This window comes from Amycolatopsis sp. NPDC098790 (assembly GCF_044759945.1).
Taxonomy (GTDB): domain Bacteria; phylum Actinomycetota; class Actinomycetes; order Mycobacteriales; family Pseudonocardiaceae; genus Amycolatopsis.
Window position 1 is genome coordinate 2,244,943 of the sequence record NZ_JBIWAI010000002.1, and the last position, 18,308, is coordinate 2,263,250.

Here is an 18,308-nt window from a genome sequence, read left to right on the forward strand (position 1 = left end):
GGCGGGCGTGAGTGAACCACCTTTGCGGACCGAGCGGCTCGTGCTCCGGGAGTCCGAGGCCCGCGACCGGCCGGCGTACGTCGAATTGTTCGCTTCGCCGGAGGTGGGCAGGTACATCGGCGGGTCCCGGCCGCGCGCCGAGGTCGAGAGCGCGGTGCCCGAGCTGCCGGGACGCCGGTTCGGGTCGTTCGTGGTGGACCTCCACGGCACGATGATCGGCATGGTCACTCTCGACTCGCGCGAGGACGGCGAGACGGAGATCGGTTACCTGTTCCTGCCGTCGGCGTGGGGGCACGGGTACGCGGCGGAGGCGTGTGCGGCGGCGCTGGAGTGGTTCGCTTCGGCGCGGCCGGGTGAGCCGGTGGCGCTGCGCACCCAGACGGCGAACGCCGCTTCGATGCGGCTCGCGGCGAAGCTGGGGTTCGTGGAGGTCAAGCGGTACGAGGACTACGGCGCCGAGCAGTGGCTCGGCCGGTGGTACCCCGGGGATCAGCGCGCCGCCAGCTCCGCCAGCTGGTAAGCCAGCTTCGCCCGCATCGGCGGGAGCGAAAAGACCGTCTTCAGCACCGTGTTGCGCAGCAGCCGCGCCGGGCGGGGCCGCAGCGTGGCCATCCGGGTCATCCGGTCGGTGAACGCCACCACCTCCGTCGCCACCGGGCGCCGCGTCGTCTCGTACGTGTCCAGCAGCGCGTCCGGCTCGCCCGCGGCCACGCGGACCAGCAGCCTGCCGAGCGCGACCGCGTCCTGGATGCCCGTGTTCATGCCCTGCCCGCCGGCCGGGCTGTGCACGTGCGCCGCGTCGCCGGCGATGAGCACCCGGCCCGCCCGGTAGTGGTCGGCCACCCGGTGGTGGACGCGGAACCGTGAGCTCCACACCACTTCGGTGACCCGCGACCGCGCACCCTCCGGACCCCGCGCGTCCACAATGGACTGGATGTCCGCGACGCCCGGGTGCTCGGGTGCCTCGGCGACCGTCGCGACGACGCGGTAGTGGTCGTCGCCGTCGGGCAGCGGCGCCACGACCGTCACACCCTCCGGCGACAGGTGGAGGCTGACCTCTTCGCGCGCCAGCGGCCAGCTCATCCGGACGTCGGCCAGCACGAACGACTCGGCGTAGGTGGCGCCGGTGAAGCCGATGCCCGCCTGCTCCCGCACGGTGCTGTGCATGCCGTCGGCACCGACCACGTACTTCGCGCGCACGGTGCCGCCGGTCGTCTCGACCGTGACGCCGGTGTCGTCGCCGGCGACCGACGTGACCTCGTACGGCCGGTGCACGTCGCCGCCGGCTTCGCGCAGCCGCGCCAGCAGCACGGCTTCGGTCCGGTCCTGCGGCACCATCAGCGTGTACGGGTAGGCGGTCGGCAGCCCGCCGAAGGGCACCTTGGCCAGCACCGCGGCGCCGTCGCGGACGGTGAACGTCGGGACGACGACGCCCAGCTCCTTCAGCCGCTCGGTGACGCCGAGCTCGGCCAGCACCTCCAGCGTGCGGGCGTGCACCACGCAGGCCCGGGAGGTGTTCGCGCCCTCGGCCTGGCGGTCGAGCAGCAGGAAATCGACGCCGGCTTCGGCGAGGACGATCGCCGCGGCCAGGCCGGCGGGGCCGGCGCCGGCGATCAGGACATCGGTACGGGCAGGCAGGTTCACGACGACCTCCGAGTTTTGCCAACAACTGTTGGCATTCACGGTAGGCACGCCCGCACTGGCTTGTCAACAAGTGTTGGCCTACACTTGTTGGCATGACTGAACCACCCCGCCGGTCCGATGCCACCCGGGCGGCCATCCTCGACGCGGCGCGCCGCCGGTTCGCCGCCGACGGCTTCCGCCGCGCGACGATCCGCTCGATCGCCGCCGACGCGGACATCGACCCGTCGATGGTGATGCGCTACTACGGCAGCAAGGACGGCCTGTTCGCGGCGGCGGTCGACGTCGAGCTGGACCTGCCGGACCTCGCCGCGGCCGACCCCGGCACCGTCGGCGCGCTGCTGACCAGGCAGTTCCTCGCGCTGTGGGAGCACCCGCCGACCGACGAGATCCTGCTGACGCTGCTGCGCACGGCCGTCGCCGACGACGCCGTGGTCGAGAAGATGCGCGAGGTGTTCGCCGGCCAGGTCACCCCCGCGGTGCTGCGGTTCGGCGACCCGGCCGACGCCCCCCGGCGCGCCGGGCTGGTGGTGAGCCAGCTGCTGGGACTGGCGCTGACGCGGTACGTCCTGCGCCTGCCCCCGGTGGTCGCGCTGACCCCGGCGGAGGTCGTCGAGGAGGTCGGCCCAACCGTCCAGCGCTACCTCGCGCGGTCCTGAGCGGGCGGTGGGAAGGCGCCGCGCTCGTCGTGCACCTCCCGGCCGGTGAGGGGCGGGTCGAACACGCAGACCGCGCGGAACTCCGTGTGGGTACGCAGGGTGTGCCGCTGGTGGGCGTCGACGAGGTACAGCACGCCGGGTTCGAGGCGGTGCACCTCGCCGGTCTCGTGGTCGGTCACTTCGCCCCGGCCTTCGAGGACGTAGACGGCTTCGACGTGGTGGGCGTACCACATCTCGAGCTCGGCACCCGCCCGCACGACGGTGTCGGTCACCGAAAAGCCGGCCCGGTCCGCCGCGAGCACCAGGCGGCGGCTGGACCACTCCGGTCCCGTCACCTCGCGTCCGGTGCCGATGACGTCGTTCAGCGCATGGATGATCATGGATCCGATCCTCGCCGCCGGCCTGCGCCCGCGGAAGCGGCGTGACCGCCCCGGACCGCTAAGATCGCGCCATGCCGTCCGCGTCCCCCGGCAGCCGCCACACCGTCGCGGCGCCGGCGTTCGACGGGATCGCTTCCTTCGAGCTCGGCGCGGTGGTCGAAGTGTTCGAGTCGCCGGCCGCCGCACCCCGGTACGACCTGCGGGTCTGCTCGCCGACGGACGTGGACGTCCTGGCGGCCGCCGGCACCGTGGTCGTCGTCGCCGTGCCGGACGTCCGGGCCGCGGTGCCTCCCGGACTCGTGGCCGCGCTGCGGGACGCGCACGCGCGGGGCGCCCGGATCGTGTCGATCTGCTCGGGCGTCTTCGCGCTCGCCGCGGCCGGGCTGCTCGACGGCCGCGAAGCGACGACCCACTGGCAGTACACGGACCTTTTGCGGGAGCGGCATCCGCGGATCCGCGTCCGGCCCGGCGTGCTGTACGTCGACGGCGGCGACGTCCTCACCGGCGCGGGCAACGCCGCCGCGCTCGACCTGTGCCTGCACCTGGTGCGCCGGGACCACGGCGCACGGGTCGCCGGCGCGGTCGCCCGGCACCTCGTCGGCCCGCCGCACCGGGAGGGCGACCAGACCCAGGTCGTGGCCGCCGCCGTGGCCGAGCCGGCCGGCGGCGACGGCGTGTCCCACGCGATGGCCTGGGCTCTGGAGCACCTCGCCGAGCCGATCACCGTCGCCGCACTGGCGGCCCGGGCCCACCTGGCGCCGCGCACCTTCCTGCGGCACTTCCACCGGCGGACCGGCACCAGCCCGCTGCGCTGGGTCGTCGCGCAGCGGATCACCGCCAGCCTGCCGCTGCTCGAGCGCGGCGCGCTGTCGGTCGAGCAGGTCGGCGCGGCCGTCGGCCTGGACCGCCCCGCAACCTTCCGGCACCACTTCACCCGGGTCGTGGGAACGTCGCCCTCGGCGTACCGCCGCGCGTTCCGCACGACCGCCTGAGTCACTTCGGCGGGTTGACCGCCGCGGCCACCTCGGCGATCGTCTCCGGATCCACCAAACCGGTGTCCTCCAGGACGTTCATGTGGTCGAGCACCGTCTGGTTCGCCTGCGTCGCGTGCCGCCGGATGACGTCGTTCTGCGTGCCCGCGCGGACTTCGGCGATGGTCGCGAAGATCTTGCCGTGCGAGGCGCGCAACAGGTTGACGAACAGCTTGTCGAACTCGAGCCCCTGCGCGGCGGTCAGCTGGCGGACCCAGCCCTGCTGCTCGGCGCTCGCCTGGTCGGGCAGCGTCACGCCGAGCATCTTCGCGTCCTCGCGGACGAGCTGGTCCAGGTGCGAGTGCCCGTCCAGCAGGTGCAGCCCGGCGCGCTTCACGGCGTCGCTGCTGGCGTGCGTCTGCGCGAGCGTGCCCGCGGGCATCTCCCACAGCCCGGCCTGGCGGACCTTCACCAGGAACGTCTTGTCCAGCTCGGTGACCGGCCCGGCACCGGCGATGTCGGCCGCGGCCTGGGCGGCCGAGCCCAGCTGCATGCCCGCCATGTCGTGCCCGTACGCCGGGACCTGCGCCTGCGTCGACCCGGGTGCGGTCTGGGCGCTCGCTTTCAGCACCAGGACCGAGCCCACGGCGACCACGGCGAGCGTGGCCACGACGACCAGCACGGTCCGAGCCCTGGCCTTGGCCGTCATGCCACGGTGATCCGGCATCGTTCCTCCTTCTGGCGACAAGTGCCTGCACGGGGTACTACGGCTCCCGCCACGAAGGGGTTCAAACCGATTTCGCTTGTGCCGCAAGGAGTTTCGGGCGTCTCATGTGGACGCGCCAAGAAGTGCCGGGCGAGTGCCGGAGCACCTATCTTGACCGATGCTCTTGCGATTGGCAAGTATTGCTCCATGCAAACCCTCGAAGACGCGGCCCCGGGCGCCGACCCGGACGTGGTGGCCCTGGACGGCCTCACCCTGGTGCTGGTCGGGATCGCGTGGGAGTGCGCGCACGCGGCGCCGCCCGAGGTCTCGTTCCCGCAGACGCGGCTGCTGCTCATCCTCGATCGCCTCGGCCGGGTCCCGAGCTCGCGGCTGGCGGCGGCGATGGGCGTGAACGCGTCGTCGGTGACGCGGCTGGCCGACCGGCTGGAGTCCCTCGGCTACGTGGCGCGCGGGCGCGACGCGCGCAACCGGAGCGTGGTGACCCTCGAGGTCACCGATCCGGGCCACGAGCTGGTGGCGCGGATCCTGGAACAGCGCCACGCGGCGCTGGGCGCGCTGCTGGACCGGCTGCCGCCGTCGCAGCGCAAGTCCGCGGCCGCGGCGGCCCGCCGGCTGGTCAACGCGGCCGCGACGGTCCCCGCGCTCGGCCCGGCGCCGCTGTGAGTGCCATCCTGGACGGCATGGCGACCCGCTGGACGTGCCCGCGCTGCGACCGCGAGTTCGCGCGCACCGGACAGGGCCACACGTGCGTCCCGGGCTGCACGGTCGAGCAGACTTTCGCCGGCCGCGACCCGAAGTTCCGCGCGATCTACGACGCCGTCGTCGAGCACCTGCGAACACTGGGCGACGTCCACGAGGACGCCGTCAAGGTCGGGGTGTTCCTCAAGCGGGACCGGAAGCTCGCCGAGCTCCGGCCCCGCTCGCGGGACGTCCTGGTGTACCTGTTCCTGCCGCGCCCGATCGAGACGGCCCGCATCGCCCCGGCGCGCTGGGCGTCGGGGCCGCGGGTGGGCCACCAGCTGAAGCTGCGCGAAGTATCCGATGTGGACGATGAGGTCCGCGGCTGGTTCACGATCGCCTACGACTTCGCCTGAGCCGGTTCAGCTCGCGGGTCCGGTCCACCCCTCGGGGACGTGACCGATCCGCACCCGCTGCGGGTGGTCGCCCACCGGCACCGAGACCAGCTTCTGCCCGCTCGCGAAGTCGATCGCCGTCACCTGGTCCGCGCCCGCCTCGGAGATGACGCACGCGCTGCCGTCGCCGCTCACCGTGGCCCAGTACGGCTTCACCGCCGGCACCAGCGTGCCCTGCTGCAGGGTCGCGCGGTCGACGACCGTCGCGTAGTCGTCCATCGTCCCGGCGACGCACAGCTTGGTGCCCGCCGGGTTCATCGACATGCCGTGGTGGCGGGAGTCGTTGACGAACGTCGTGCGGTCGTCGCTCGTGGCCGGGTTCTTCGGCAGCTCCTTCAGCCGGGTGATCTTGTCCGTCGCGACGTCGTACTCCAGGAAACCGTTGAAGAACGACACCTGGAAGTACAGTTTGGACTCGTCGGGTGTGAACGCGACCGGCCGCACGGCGTCCGAGAGATCGCGGCGCCCGAAGGCGTCGAGCCGGTCGCGCATGTCGATCACCTTGACCTGCCGGAAGGTCGTGGCGTCGACGACCGTGATGTGCCGGTCCCCCTTGGTGAAGTCCCAGCCGGGGTCGTCGAGGTTCGTGTCGACGTTGCCGATCGACATGTTCCACAGGTACCGGCCGCCGCCGGTGAAGACGTTCTCGTGCGGCTTGTCGCCGGTCGCGAACGAGCCGGCCTGCTGCCCGGTCACGATGTCCAGCACGTGCACGGTGTTCGACGTCGAAGCCGAGACGGCGACGCGGCGGCCGTCCGGCGAGACCGCCATGTGGTCGGCGCGGAACCCGGAAACCGGGAAGCGCCAGTTGATCCGGCCGGTGCTGAGGCTGATCGAGACGACGTCGGCGAAGCTCGGCCGGGACGCCACCACCGAGGCCCCGTCCGGGGTCGTGTACATGTCGTCCACGAACTGGTCGTGCCCCTCCCCCGGCCCGTTGCGGATGCCGAGGAAGAACGCCAGCTTGATCGGGTTCAGGTAGATCTCGCGCAGCCGGTCGTCCTTGTCCGGGATGATGTTCACGCGCCCGATCTTCGCGAAGGAACCGCGCGAGGCGATGACGTCGGCCGTCCCCTCCCAGTTGTTGCCGACGAACATCACCTCCCGCAGCGCCGCGGGGGCGCCGGTCGCGGGCACCGCCGCGCCGGTCGCCAGCAGGGCGACGGCGGAGGTGAGGTACGCCAGGCGCGAGAGGTAGGACCGCCGTCGGCGGATTCCCGGGGAAGTGCGCACGACAAGACACCTTTCGACGTTGAAGAGGTGCGGCGGTGGTTTTGCCCCGGGCAGGGGTTACTGTCCGGTACCGCCACGATAACCGGGCACCGGAGCCCGTCCGGTAGGGTCGGCCGCCCAACGTCGCCGGTGCCGGTTGTGGCGGTGCCACAACGGTTTCGGGAGGTGCCCGGTGACGCCGCTGCTCCGCCGGATCCTCGACGACCTGGCCGCGGACGAAGCCGTGCTGGACGAGCTGGTGAAGGTGGCGCGCAGCGAGTCGCCCGAGGTCGCGCGGCTGCCGGAAGCCGAGAACCGGCGGCACATCCAGGTGTTGCTCTCGGCCGCGCTGCGCGCGACGGCGAGCCCCGACGGCCCCGCGCGCGAGGACTACACCACCGCCGAGGCACTGGGCGCGGACCGCGCGGCGCAGGGTGTCCCGCTCACCGAACTGCTGAGCGGGGTCCAGGCAGGCCGCACGCACGCGGCGCGCGTCGCCGTCGAGCGCGCCCGGGCGGCCGGCGTCCCCGACGACCTCATCCTCGAAACGGTCCTCGACGCCGACCGCTACACCGGCGCGCTGGAGCACCACATCGTCAAGGGCTACCACGCGGCCGAGCTCCAGCTGTCCCGCACGGTGCGCGACGCCCGGACGCAGCTGCTGCGGACGCTGCTGCTGTCGGGACACCCGCCGACGCCCGAGGAGTTGCGGCGGGCGGGGTTGCACCCGGACGTCCGGTACTTCTGCGTGGTGTCGGACGTGAGCGACCCGGCCCAGGCGCGAACGCTGGAGCAGGCACTGCTGGAGTTCGGCGGGGTGTACGGCCTGGTCGAGGGCCGGCTGACCGGCTTGGCCGTGCGGTCACCGGCCGGGGTCGCGCTCTTCGAAGGTGTTTCACTGGTGGTGGCGCCCCCGGCCGCTTTGCCGGCGTTGCGCGAGGTGCACCGGCTCTGCACGGAGGCGGCGCGCATCGCCGGCCCCGGCTACCACGACGTGACGGCGCTGGCGGGCGAGATCGCGTTGACGGCCCAGCCCCTGCTGGCGAGCCTGCTGACGACGGCCCTGCTCGGCGCACTGGACCCGGCGAACCCGTTCCACCACGAGCTGGCGGCGACGGCGCTGGCGTACCTGGACCACGGCCAGCGCCTGCGCCCGACGGCGGAGGCCCTGCACCTGCACCCGAACACGGTCCGGTACCGCCTGGACAGGCTGGCGGAGCTGACACCGTTGCCACTGGCGGAGAACACGGGCGGCCGGGTGCTCGACGCGGTCCGGTCGTGGTGGGCACTGCACGAGTGGCTTACGGCCTCGGACTGATCCCCCGCACCGCCAGCTCCAGCAACCACCGCGCCCCGCCGACCGAAGCGCTCGACGCCGCGCGATCGTGGCAGGCACCGCACCACTGGCTCACAACCTCGGACTGATCCCCCACACCGCCAACTCCAGCAACCACCGCGCCCCGCCGACGCGCGCGCTCGCGGCGGGCACTACACCACTAGCTCACCGCCTCAAGCTGATCCCCCACACGCTAGCCCCAACAACCACCGCGCCCCACCGACCGAAGCGCTCGACGCCGCGCGATCGTGGCAGGCACCGCACCGCCGACTCACGACCTCGGACTGATCCCCCGCACCGCCAGCTCCAGCAACCGCCGCGCCTCGGCGGCCGGGTCGCGGTGGTGCTCCGTCGCCAGCACGATCCCCGTCACCACCGCAATCAAATCCGCCGCCGTGACGTCCGGGCCGACCGCGCCCGCCTCGGCCGCCCGGCGTACCAATGGTTCGCCCGCTTCGGTCATCGTCGTCGAGCACGCGTGGGCCATCGACTGCTCGTCGCGGACCAGCGCCGTCGCCAAGCCGCGGGCCGTCGCCGCGTACGTCGTCACCGCGCGCAGCCAGTCCAGCAGCGCCGTGCGGGCGTCCGGCTCCGCCGCCAGCGAACGGGCCTGCGAGGCCAGCGCCTCCACCTGCCGCCGGAACACCGCCTCCAGCAGCGCCGGGCGGCTCGGGAAGTGGCGGCGCACAGTCGCCGAGCCGACGCCGGCCGTCCGGGCGATCTGTTCCAGGGACGCGTCGGCGCCGCGCGCCGCGACCTCCTCCTCGGCGACGGCGAGGATGCGCGCGTAGTTGCGGCGGGCGTCGGACCGCGGCACGGACCACCTCCGGGACAGGAAGTGGCGGGGGCCGCCACTTAGTCGCTAGTGTAGCGAGCACGAAGTGGCGGGCCCCGCCACTTACGGCCCGAGGAGTCCCCATGTCCCCCGTCCTGGTCACCGGCGCCACCGGCAAGCAAGGCGGCGCCACCGCCCGCGCGCTCCTGAAGGCCGGCGTGCCCGTCCGCGCGCTGGTGCGGAACCCCGAGAAAGCGCAGGACCTCCGTGCGGCAGGCGCGGAAGTCGTGCCAGGCGACCTCTACGACCCGGCCTCCCTCGCCCCCGCCATGAAGGACGTCCGCGGCGTGTTCTCCGTCCAGATGCCCGACCTGACGAACCTCGAAGGCGACTCCGAGTGGGTCCAGGGCCGCAACCTGGTCGACGCGGCCCGCGACGCAGGCGTGCCGCAGTTCGTGCACACCTCGGTCTCCGGCGCCGGGCAGCACCGGTCCGTGCCCGGCTGGGCCGAGGGCCGCTGGACGTCGATGGAGCACTACATGGAGACCAAGACCGCGATCCAGGACCGCGTCCGCGACGCCGGTTTTGCGCACTGGACGCTGCTCAAGCCCGGCTTCTTCATGGAGAACTTCCTGCCGCCGTCGTTCCTGCTGCCCCACGGCCGGCTGGTCACGACCATCAAGCCCGCCACCGAACTCGCCCTGGTCGCGGTGGACGACATCGGCGCCGCGGCCGCCGCCGCGTTCCAGGACCCGGCGCGCTTCGACGGCGTCGAGCTGGAACTGGCGAGCGAGCTGATGACGATGACGCAGGTCGCCGAGATCCTCTCGCGCGCGCTCGGCGTCGAGCTGACGGCGCCCGACATGACCGCCGAAGAGGCGATCGCCGCCGGGGCGCCGTCGTACGCGGTCCGGCACGAGTGGCAGAACGAGGTCGGCCACCCCGCCCGCCCCGAATTCGCCCGGGCGCTCGGCATCCCGCTGACGACGTTCGCCGAGTGGACGGAAAAGCACCTCGCGCGAAGCTAGGCCTTGTGCAGCTTGTCCGGGTGGTGCACCGCGGTCTTCCCGGACTTCTCGCTCTTCACGAGGTACTGCGGCTCCTCCGGCGACGCCTTGACGTCCCGCTTGCCCGCGTGGGTGTCCTTGGTGATCTTCTCCTCGACCGTCCCGACGGAACTCTGGTTGCCCGCGTCCCACCGGACGCGGTCGCCCTTCTTGAAGTCCTTGCTCATGAGAACCACCTCCTGAAGTGCGCATACCCGTGATCGGAGCGGGTATGCGTCCCGAATGGACGACGAAGAGACCCGCCGCGAGTTCGGCAAGAACGTCAACATGACCGCCAAGCAGCTCGAAGACTGGCTGAAGACCGACGAGTCCAAGGACTCCGGGCAGCACAGAGGTGGCGGGGAGTCCGTCGGGCACGAGTCCGGCCGGCGGATCATCGGCATCCTGAACAAGAAGAAGGACGACGTCTCCGCCGACGACCTCGCCCACATGCGCAAGGTCGTCGGCTACGTCCACCGCCACCTCGCGCAGCGGCCGTCCGGGGACGTGAAGGAGACGACCTGGCGGTACTCGCTCATGAACTGGGGGCACGATCCGCTGAAGAAGTGAAGTCCTTGAGCACCAATGCGTTCGCGGCCTCCCGGATCGGGCGGGCCATCTGCTCCAGGACGCGGTTGCGGCCCGGCAGGTACGGCATCAGCTTGATCATCCGGGTGTTGAACCACGCGAACGCGCGCGACTGCGGGATGATCCCGCGCAACGCCGTCTTCGCCAGGGCCTGGTTCTTCTCGATGTACGGCCGCATCTCCCGCTCGTAGGCGGCGAACGCCGACGTGTGGTCGCCGGCCGTCGCCAGTTCGCCCGCCAGGACGTACGCGCCGGCCAGGGCCAGGCTCGTGCCCTGCCCCGAGGCCGGCGAAGGGCAGTACCCCGCGTCGCCCAGCAGGGTCACGCGGCCGGCCGACAGGCGGTCCATGACGATCTGGCACACCGGGTCGAAGTAGAAGTCGCCGGCTTCGCGCATCGCCTCGAGCAACGCGGCGGTTTCCCAGCCGAGCCCGGCGAACTGGCCGGCGACCAGGTCCTTCTGGCCGTCGACGTCCCGGCGGTCGTAGCTCAGCGGCGGGGCGCTGAACCAGAACGCGGCCTTCGCGTCGTCGGCGCGGGCGGTGCTGTAGACGTTCACCATCTTGCCCGCGGCCGCCGAGTGCAGCAGCTCCCAGCGGTCCAGCTCGAACGTGTTGGGCACGGTCGAGATCGAGATGTAGGCGTCGAACCGGCGCAGGTACTCCTCCTCCGGGCCGAACGCCAGCGCGCGGACGCCGGAGTGCAGGCCGTCGGCGCCCACGACCAGGTCGAACCGGCGCGGCTGACCGTTGGCGAACGTCACGTGGACGCCGTCGGCGCGCTCGTCGAGGCCGGTGATCCAGTCGCCGAAGACGTACTCGGTGTGCTCGCGGGTCGCGTCGTAGAGGATCTTCGCGAGGTCGCCGCGCAGGATCTCGGTGTCGTCGCCGTGGCGGAAGCCGAACGTGTCGGCGTCCAGCGTGGCGATCTCCTTGCCGCGCTTGTTGACGAACGCCGCGCCGCGCATGTCGGTGCTCGCCGCGTGCACCTCGTCGAGCAGGCCCATCCGGCGGACGACGTCGACGGCGACACCGCGGATGTCGACCTTGTAGCCGCCTTCGCGCAGGCTCGGGGCGCGCTCGACGACGGTGGGGCGGAAGCCGTGGTGGTGCAGCCACCAGGCGAGGGCGGGGCCGGCGACGCTCGCGCCGGAGATCAGGATCGTCTTCGTCATGCCCCGGACTGTGGGCGCGGCCGCTGACCGCTCACGAACCGAGCGCGAACCGCCGCTGACCGAACTCGCTCAACGCCTGCTCAGGGGGCATTTCGCGACCGCGGTCGAAGGCTTGTGAGTAGGCGTCGGCACCGATGCGCGAGCGCACCCGGTCGGCGACCCCCTCGACATCCGCGTCCCCGGTGACGGGCGCGCCGCGCAGCCCGACCGCCACGCCGAGCAGGAACGCGGCCCGCTCGTCCTCCTCCCGCGCGGCGAGGACGCCGGCCAGGCCTTCGACCGCCTGGGCCGCGCCCGGCAGGTTCGCGTGTTCGAGGGCGGTGGCCAGCGCCTCCTGGTGCAGCTCGGTCGCCTCGTCGAGGTTGCCCTCGGCGGCGGCGGTCCAGCCGAAGCCCGTGTAGAGCCGGATCCGCGTCTCGCCGCCGGTCACCGGGCCGGCGGCGAGGCCGACGGCCGCGGTGTACCAGCGCCGGGCCGCGGCCAGGTCACCCGCGCGCCGCGCGATCTCGCCGAGGCCGCCGCGGGCTCGCGCGAGCGTCACCGGCGTGCCGGCCGCGCGGGCCTGCTCGGCGGCGGCTTCGTAGCCGGCGCGGGCGGTTTCGGCGTCGCCGGCGCGGAGCACGCCGTCGGCGCGGCGGCACAGCAGCTCGGCGGCGTCTTCGAAGGAGCCCAGCTCGCCGGCCAGCCGGACGGACTCGTCCATCAGCTCGCGGAACCGCGCGTGGTCGCCGCGCCAGTCCGCGAACTCGGCCAGCTTCTCCAGCGCGCTCGCTTCACCCCAGCGGTCACCGAGAGCGCGGAACCCGTGCAGCGCCGCCGAAAAGTGCGTCTCGGCTTCCTCGATCCGGCCGCGGTACTGAGCGCCGAGGCCGTCGCCGATGCGCGTGAACGCCCGCGACCACGAGTCGTCGCCGACCAGCGCGGCCAGCCGTTCGCCGTCCCGCAGCTTGGTGCGCGGGGAAAACGCCCACAGCAGGAAGAGGTACGGGTGGCGCAGCGGCCCGTCGAGCCCCTGCAGGATCGGCTCGGGCTCGACGTCGGTGCGGGACGCCTGGATCAGGCAGACGACGTACTCCTCGGCCAGCCCGGGTGGTGGCTCGGCGCCGAACGCGGCGACGACGGCGTCCGCGAACGGCGTCGCCTCGCCGCGCCGGCCTCGCAGCCACCAGTACCAGGTCAGGGCGGCGATGAGCCGGACCGCGGTTTCCGGGTCTTCGGCGGTGCTCCAGCGCAGTGCCGCGGTCAGGTCGGCGTGCTCCGCGGTCAGTTCGTCCAGGGCGCTCAGCTGGTCCGCGCCACGCAGCTTCGGCTCGGCCGCGCGAGCCAGGTCGAGGAAGTACTTCGCGTGCTCCGCGCGCCGGTCGTCGCCGTGCTCGGCGCAGAACGCCCGGATCGTCTCCAGCATCCGGTACCGGCCGCCGTCGAACTCGACGAAGGACTTCTCGACCAGACCACTCAACACGACGTCGGCGTCGGGTTCGGCGCAGACGCGCTCGGCCGCGTCGAGCCGCGCGCCGCCGGCGAACACCGCGAACCGGCCCGCGAGCCGCCGCTCGTCCGGCTCCAGGAGGTCCCAGCTCCACTCGACGACGCCACGCAGCGTCCGGTGCCGCGGCTCGGCGGTCCGGTCGCCGCGCGAGAGCAGCCGGAAGCGGTCGCCGAGCCGGGCGGCGACGTCGTCCGCGGACAACGACCGCAGGCGCGCGGCCGCGAGCTCGATCGCGAGCGGGAGGCCGTCGAGGGCGGCGCAGATCCGTGTCACCGCGGCCGGGTCGAGGGGTTCGCCGGGTGCGACGGCCGCCGCCCGGTCGGTGAACAGCCGCGCCGCGGCGACGGCGGGCAGGGCGCCGACCGGCACCAGTGTCTCGCCGGTCAGGCCGAGGGGCTCACGGCTGGTGGCGAGCACGCGCAGGCCGGGACAGCCGGCGAGCAGCCGCCGGACGAGCCGCGCGGCCGCCGCGACGACGTGTTCGCAGTTGTCGAGCACGAGCAGCAGCGGCCGGTCGGCGAGGGCGGTGGCCAGGCGGTCGGCGGGGTCCTCGGCCGCGCCCGGGGCCAGCACGCCCTGTTCGCGCAGGCCGAGCGCGGTGAGCACGGCCCGCGGCACGTCGGTCGTCGTCGCCAGCTCGACGAAGCAGGCGTCGCCGGTCGCGGCTTCGACGGCGAGGCGGGTCTTGCCCGCGCCGCCGGGCCCGGTGAGCGTGACGAGCCGGGCGGTGCCCAGGGCCGTCGTCAGCCGGTCGAGTTCGGTCCGGCCGACGAACCCGGTGAGCGGCACCGGAACCCGCCGGGCCGAGGTCGGCGCGGCGGCGCGCAGAACGGCGGCGTGCGCGTCCGCCAGCTCCGGCGACGGGTCCGCGCCCAGCTCGTCGGCGAGCCGCTCCCGCGTCTCGGCGAAGACGGTGAGGGCCTCGGTCGAGCGCCCACTGCCGTGCAACGCGCGCACGAGCTGGGCGGCGAGCCGTTCGCGCAGCGGGTGTTCTCGGGTCAGCTCGCGGAGTTCGGCGACGACGTGGTCGTGGTGACCGAGCACCAGATCGGCCTCGACGCGGTCCTCGGTCGCCGCCAGGCGCAGTTCGGCCAGCCGGGCCGCGCGCGGCGGATCGGCGAGACCGTCGAGCGCCGGCCCTCGCCACAGCGCGAGGGCTTCGGCGAACAGCTTGCGTTTCGCGGCCGGGTCGGGCGTTTCGCGCGCCTCCGCGGTGAGGCGTTCGAAGCGGTGAACGTCGACGTCCTCGGGGTCGACGGCCAGCCGGTACCCGGCGGGCGTGAACTCGACGAGCCCGTCGGGCGCACCGCCGTCCCGCAGCCGCCGCCGCAGCCGCGAGACCTGGGACTGGAGCGCTTCGGCGGCGCCCTCGGGCGGGTGCTCGCCGTGCAGGCCGTCGATCAGCCGCTCGGCACCGACGACCCGGCCGGCGTCGAGGGCGAGGAGCGCGAGCAACCCCCGCAGCTGGGGCCCGCCGAGGGCGACGGCGGTCCCGTCGGGACGGCGGGCTTCGACCGGCCCGAGGATGGCGAACTGCACGCGGTGATTCTGGCCCCAGCGCCGAGGAACTCCAGCAGCCGCTCCCCCTCTTCCGTGATCTCCGCGAGTTCGCCCTTCCCCAGGCGGTCGTGCGGGGTGAACTCCAGGACGCCGGAGCGCAGCCGCCAGTCCGCGCGGTAGAAGCCGTCCACCAGTACCGTCCCGCGCGAAGCGCCGTTGCCCGGCGGCAACGGGACCCGCCGCCCGGGCGGGAGGACCCGGGCGCGGTCGGCGTGCGAGAGCAGGACGTTGTCGTACTCCGGCAGGAACCGCACCGGTGCCGGCGTGTCCGGGTCCGGCAGCAGGCCGTCCTCGACGTCGTACAGCAGCGCGCCGGACTCCGCGCGGAACGTGCGCAGTCCCATCGGCTCCACGACTTCGCGCAGCTTCGTCAGCCCCGACCACGCCTGGATGTCGGCGACCGAGGCCGGGCCATACGCCGTAAGGTACCGGCGGATCACGGCTTCGAGCGACGGATTGCAGGCCGGTGGACGGCCGAGCCAGCCGTCCAAGGTGGTCAGGACGGCCGGGCCGGTCGAGCCCCAGACGCCGCGGGGCGTGACCTGCGCGGTCGGCACCAGGTAACTTACAGCGTAAGAAAGTGCTTCAGCGTCGTGCTGAGGCCACCGAGCGGCCAGCGCGTCCTGCAGTTGCCGGCGGGTGCGCGGGCACTCCTCCAGCAGCTCACGACCGAAGCGCGCCACGGCGTCGAGGTCCGCGCCACCGACCCGCCGGCCGAAGTGCCCGGTGTAGCCGTTCGCCACGACGCGCTGGACGAGCGGCCGCAGCGTCCGCGCGTCCTCGGCGGTGACGAGGTGGACCGTCCCGCGCATCAGCAGCCCGCGCACGACGTCCCGGCGGGTGAGCAGCGTGGCCAGTTCGTCCGGCCGGAACGCGGAAAGCCGCGTCCACAGCCCGACGTACGGCGCGAGCGGCGCCTGCGCCTGCATCCCGACCAAGTGCTCGATCATCGCCGACGCGGGCAGCGCCGTGCGGGCCAGGAGGTGCTGCCGGGCCAGGAGCGCCCGGTTGAGCGCGCGGACGTTCACGGCCGCAGCCCGCGGAAGAACGCGCGGATGTCTTCGACGAGCAGCTCCGGCTCCTCCATCGCCGCGAAGTGGCCGCCCTCGGCGAAGTCCGACCAGTGCGCGATCTTCTCGTCGGGGTCCATGATCCGGCGCACCACGGGCGAGCTGTTGAAGACCGCCCAGCCGGCCGGGACGTCCGAGGGCGCCAGCCAGCCGTGGGCCGCGTGCGCGGCTTCGTACAGGAACCGGGCCGCGCTCGCGCCGCTGCGGGTGAACCAGTAGAGGCTGACGGTGGTCAGCAGCCGGTCGCGGTCGACGCCGGCGCCGGTCCACGCCTCGAACTTCTCCGCGATCCAGGCCAGCTGGCCGACCGGGGAGTCGGTGAGCGCGGCCGCGATCGTCTCGGGCTTGTGGGACTGGAGGTCCAGGTACCCGCGGCCGGCTTTCCACGCCTCGCGGGCGGCGTCCAGTTCGGACTGCTCGGCCGCGGACAGGTTCTCCGGCAGCGGTAGCTGCTCCCCCGCCAGCGCGATCGTCCCGCGGTCGCTGGTGACGTGCGTGCCGATGACGCGGTCCGGGTACAGCGCGGCGAGCCGGCCGGTGACGCCGGCGCCGATGTCGCCGCCCTGCGCGGCGAAGCGGTCGTAGCCGAGACGCGTCATCAGCTCGGCGAACGCGTCCGTGGTCCGGGCGAGCTCCCAGCCGGGCCCGCTCAGCGGCGTCGAGAAGCCGAACCCCGGCACGGACGGGACGACGACGTGGAACGCGTCCGGCCCGTCCTCGGTGAGCGGGCCGAGCACGTCGAGAAACTCGGCGAAGGAGCTGGGGTAGCCGTGCGTGAGCAGCAGCGGCAGCGCGTCGGCCCGCGGCGACCGGACGTGCAGGTAGTGGACGACCTGGCCGTCGATCTCGGTCGTGAACTGCGGGAACGCGTTGATCGCCGCCTCCTGCGCACGCCAGTCGAAGCCGTCGCGCCAGTACTCGGCCAGCTCGCGCACGGCGGCGGTGGGGATGCCGCGCGACCAGTCCGGCTCGTCGCCGGGCACGGGGTCGGCGAACCTCGCGCCGGCGAGGCGGCGGTGCAGGTCGTCCAGCTCGGTCTGCGGGATCTCGATGCGGAAGGAGTTCGTCATGAGCAGCACGCTACGAACCATTGCGGAAGACTTCCTTCCGCGATTCGTGCGATCCTTGGAAAATGCTGCAGACCTCCGCCCGCCTGCTCCGGTTGCTGTCGCTGCTCGAGACGCGGCGCGACTGGACCGGCGCCGACCTCGCCGAGCGGCTGGGCGTCACCGCGCGCACCGTCCGCAGCGACGTCGGGAAGCTGCGCGACCTCGGCTACCCGGTCGAGGCCTCCCCCGGCGTCCAGGGCGGCTACCGGCTCGGCGCGGGCGCGCAGCTGCCGCCGCTGCTGCTGGACGACGACGAAGCGGTGGCCGTCGCGGTCGGGCTGCGGACGGCCACCGGCGTCGCCGGGATCGCCGAGACCTCGGTGCGGGCGCTGGCGAAGCTGGAGCAGGTGCTGCCGTCGCGGCTGCGGCACCGGGTGCACGCGCTGCAGGCCGCGACGGTCGCGGTGCCGGGCGGCGGCCCGGCCGTCGACGCGGACGTGCTGACGGCGATCGCGGCAGCGATCCGGGCCGCCGAGCGGCTGCGGTTCGACTACACGAGCCACGCGCGCGCGCCGAGCCGCCGCGACGTCGAGCCGCACCGGCTGGTCAGCTGGGGCCGGCGCTGGTACCTCGTCGCGTGGGACACCGCCCGGGACGACTGGCGCACGTTCCGCGTCGACCGGATGACGCCGAAGGTGCCGAACGGGCCCCGCTTCACCCCGCGTGAGGCGCCCGAGGGCGACGTCGCGCAGTTCGTCCAGCGCAGCGTCGGCGCGGCGACCTGGCGGTTCCACGCGAAGGTGCGCCTGCACGCGTCCGAGGCGTACGTCCGGGCCCGGCTGCCGCTCGCGGTCGACGTGACGCCCGAGGGGCCGGACCGCTGCGTCGCGGAAGTGGGCTCCGACAACGCGCCGATGCTCGGCCTGTACCTCGGGCTCCTCGAGGTCGACTTCGAGGTGCTAGACGCGCCGGAGCTGGCCGCCGAGCTGGCGAAGGTGGGTTCGCGGTTCCTGCGGGCTAGCGCAGGGAGTCCGCCAGCTCCTGGATGATCGCCATCTGCTCGCGGACGCCGACCTCCATGCCGGACTGCAGGATCGTGTCGCGCAGTTCTTGGCTGCCGGTGACGGTCAGCAGCTCGAGCCGCGTCCGGTCGCCGTCGAGCGCGGTGAAGGTGACGGTGTTGAGCGGCCCGTCCACGGAGTCGAGGTCCACGCCGGGCATCTCGAACACTTCGGTGTAGACGATCCGCTCGTCCGGCACGATCTCGCGGTACTCGCCGTGGAAGCCGACCTCGGCGCCGTCGTTCGTCTTGAGCACGTACCGCCAGCGGCCGCCGGGCCGCAGGTCCAGCTCGACTTCGGTGGTGGTCCCGCGGTGCCCGCTCCACCAGCGCCGCACCAGCTCCGGCGTGGTCCACACGCGGTAGACGAGGTGCCGGGGCGCGTCGAACTCGCGCGTGATGAGGATCCGGTCGTCGGCGGGGGTGGTGATCTCCACG

General features: G+C 73.3%; 19 protein-coding genes and 1 pseudogene. 9 read left to right on the forward strand and 11 right to left on the reverse strand.

The genetic code is table 11. The features are described 5' to 3' along the window. Positions 1-7: 7 nt before the first annotated feature. Complete coding sequence (locus tag ACIQWX_RS24030; RefSeq protein WP_400874972.1) at positions 8-520, forward strand: GNAT family N-acetyltransferase; 513 nt, start codon at positions 8-10, stop codon at positions 518-520. Here the strand turns inward: ACIQWX_RS24030 and ACIQWX_RS24035 are convergent. Next, positions 490-1,644, reverse strand: coding sequence for an FAD-dependent monooxygenase (locus ACIQWX_RS24035; protein ID WP_400874975.1), 1,155 nt, complete (start codon positions 1,642-1,644; stop codon positions 490-492). The genes ACIQWX_RS24030 and ACIQWX_RS24035 overlap by 31 nt on opposite strands. Before the next feature lie 92 nt (positions 1,645-1,736). Here ACIQWX_RS24035 and ACIQWX_RS24040 point away from each other — a divergent pair, with 92 nt between their 5' ends. Beyond that, positions 1,737-2,300, forward strand: coding sequence for a TetR family transcriptional regulator (locus ACIQWX_RS24040; RefSeq protein ID WP_400874977.1), 564 nt, complete (start codon positions 1,737-1,739; stop codon positions 2,298-2,300). Here ACIQWX_RS24040 and ACIQWX_RS24045 read toward each other — a convergent pair. Then, entirely contained in the window at positions 2,282-2,680 is a 399-nt protein-coding gene (locus tag ACIQWX_RS24045) for an ectoine synthase (protein WP_400874979.1), read from the reverse strand. The two genes, ACIQWX_RS24040 and ACIQWX_RS24045, sit on opposite strands and share 19 nt — an antisense overlap. Before the next feature lie 71 nt (positions 2,681-2,751). Between ACIQWX_RS24045 and ACIQWX_RS24050 the strand changes: the two genes are divergently transcribed. After that, positions 2,752-3,672 carry a helix-turn-helix domain-containing protein gene (locus ACIQWX_RS24050; protein ID WP_400874982.1) on the forward strand — a complete coding sequence of 307 codons (921 nt, stop codon included), beginning with the start codon at positions 2,752-2,754 and terminating at the stop codon, positions 3,670-3,672. A 1-nt stretch (position 3,673) separates the two neighbouring features. Here ACIQWX_RS24050 and ACIQWX_RS24055 read toward each other — a convergent pair whose 3' ends face one another. Beyond that, positions 3,674-4,378: a DUF4142 domain-containing protein gene (locus tag ACIQWX_RS24055; RefSeq protein ID WP_400874985.1), complete on the reverse strand. Its 705-nt coding sequence runs from the start codon at positions 4,376-4,378 to the stop codon at positions 3,674-3,676. Positions 4,379-4,564: 186 nt separating this feature from the next. On the opposite strand from ACIQWX_RS24055, the gene ACIQWX_RS24060 reads away from it, so the two are divergent. Then, complete coding sequence (locus ACIQWX_RS24060; RefSeq protein WP_400874988.1) at positions 4,565-5,041, forward strand: MarR family transcriptional regulator; 477 nt, start codon at positions 4,565-4,567, stop codon at positions 5,039-5,041. Positions 5,042-5,058: 17 nt separating this feature from the next. Next, positions 5,059-5,472: a DUF5655 domain-containing protein gene (locus ACIQWX_RS24065; protein ID WP_400874991.1), complete on the forward strand. Its 414-nt coding sequence runs from the start codon at positions 5,059-5,061 to the stop codon at positions 5,470-5,472. 6 nt (positions 5,473-5,478) lie between these two features. Here the strand turns inward: ACIQWX_RS24065 and ACIQWX_RS24070 are convergent, their stop codons facing one another. Further along, positions 5,479-6,744, reverse strand: a complete 1,266-nt coding sequence (locus tag ACIQWX_RS24070) for a YncE family protein (protein WP_400874994.1) — start codon at positions 6,742-6,744, stop codon at positions 5,479-5,481. A 172-nt stretch (positions 6,745-6,916) separates the two neighbouring features. Here ACIQWX_RS24070 and ACIQWX_RS24075 point away from each other — a divergent pair, with 172 nt between their 5' ends. After that, on the forward strand, positions 6,917-8,041 hold the full coding sequence (locus ACIQWX_RS24075) for a helix-turn-helix domain-containing protein (RefSeq protein WP_400874997.1): 1,125 nt from the start codon (positions 6,917-6,919) through the stop codon (positions 8,039-8,041). Between the two features lie 289 nt (positions 8,042-8,330). Here ACIQWX_RS24075 and ACIQWX_RS24080 read toward each other — a convergent pair whose 3' ends face one another. After that, complete coding sequence (locus tag ACIQWX_RS24080; protein WP_400874998.1) at positions 8,331-8,876, reverse strand: TetR/AcrR family transcriptional regulator; 546 nt, start codon at positions 8,874-8,876, stop codon at positions 8,331-8,333. A gap of 101 nt (positions 8,877-8,977) precedes the next feature. On the opposite strand from ACIQWX_RS24080, the gene ACIQWX_RS24085 reads away from it, so the two are divergent. Continuing rightward, positions 8,978-9,862 (forward strand): NmrA/HSCARG family protein, encoded by an 885-nt coding sequence (locus ACIQWX_RS24085; protein ID WP_400875001.1) that lies wholly within the window; start codon positions 8,978-8,980, stop codon positions 9,860-9,862. On the opposite strand, the gene ACIQWX_RS24090 is transcribed toward ACIQWX_RS24085, so the two are convergent. Continuing rightward, positions 9,859-10,068, reverse strand: a complete 210-nt coding sequence (locus tag ACIQWX_RS24090; RefSeq protein ID WP_364526028.1) for a DUF2945 domain-containing protein — start codon at positions 10,066-10,068, stop codon at positions 9,859-9,861. The genes ACIQWX_RS24085 and ACIQWX_RS24090 overlap by 4 nt on opposite strands. Before the next feature lie 55 nt (positions 10,069-10,123). On the opposite strand from ACIQWX_RS24090, the gene ACIQWX_RS24095 reads away from it, so the two are divergent. Beyond that, positions 10,124-10,450, forward strand: a complete 327-nt coding sequence (locus ACIQWX_RS24095) for a DUF3140 domain-containing protein (protein ID WP_400875004.1) — start codon at positions 10,124-10,126, stop codon at positions 10,448-10,450. Here ACIQWX_RS24095 and ACIQWX_RS24100 read toward each other — a convergent pair. From ACIQWX_RS24100 to ACIQWX_RS24115, 4 genes and pseudogenes are all read right to left on the reverse strand, one after another. Next, entirely contained in the window at positions 10,416-11,642 is a 1,227-nt protein-coding gene (locus ACIQWX_RS24100; protein ID WP_400875007.1) for an FAD-dependent monooxygenase, read from the reverse strand. The genes ACIQWX_RS24095 and ACIQWX_RS24100 overlap by 35 nt on opposite strands. Positions 11,643-11,673: 31 nt before the next feature. Further along, entirely contained in the window at positions 11,674-14,670 is a 2,997-nt protein-coding gene (locus ACIQWX_RS24105; RefSeq protein ID WP_400875010.1) for an ATP-binding protein, read from the reverse strand. A gap of 86 nt (positions 14,671-14,756) precedes the next feature. Next, a pseudogene (locus tag ACIQWX_RS24110) lies at positions 14,757-15,641 on the reverse strand (winged helix DNA-binding domain-containing protein); the annotation flags it as partial. A 74-nt stretch (positions 15,642-15,715) separates the two neighbouring features. Continuing rightward, complete coding sequence (locus ACIQWX_RS24115) at positions 15,716-16,840, reverse strand: epoxide hydrolase family protein (RefSeq protein WP_400875889.1); 1,125 nt, start codon at positions 16,838-16,840, stop codon at positions 15,716-15,718. Positions 16,841-16,893: 53 nt separating this feature from the next. Between ACIQWX_RS24115 and ACIQWX_RS24120 the strand changes: the two genes are divergently transcribed. Continuing rightward, entirely contained in the window at positions 16,894-17,859 is a 966-nt protein-coding gene (locus ACIQWX_RS24120; RefSeq protein ID WP_400875013.1) for a helix-turn-helix transcriptional regulator, read from the forward strand. On the opposite strand, the gene ACIQWX_RS24125 is transcribed toward ACIQWX_RS24120, so the two are convergent. Continuing rightward, positions 17,828-18,307: an SRPBCC family protein gene (locus ACIQWX_RS24125; protein WP_400875016.1), complete on the reverse strand. Its 480-nt coding sequence runs from the start codon at positions 18,305-18,307 to the stop codon at positions 17,828-17,830. The genes ACIQWX_RS24120 and ACIQWX_RS24125 overlap by 32 nt on opposite strands. Position 18,308 lies beyond the last annotated feature (1 nt).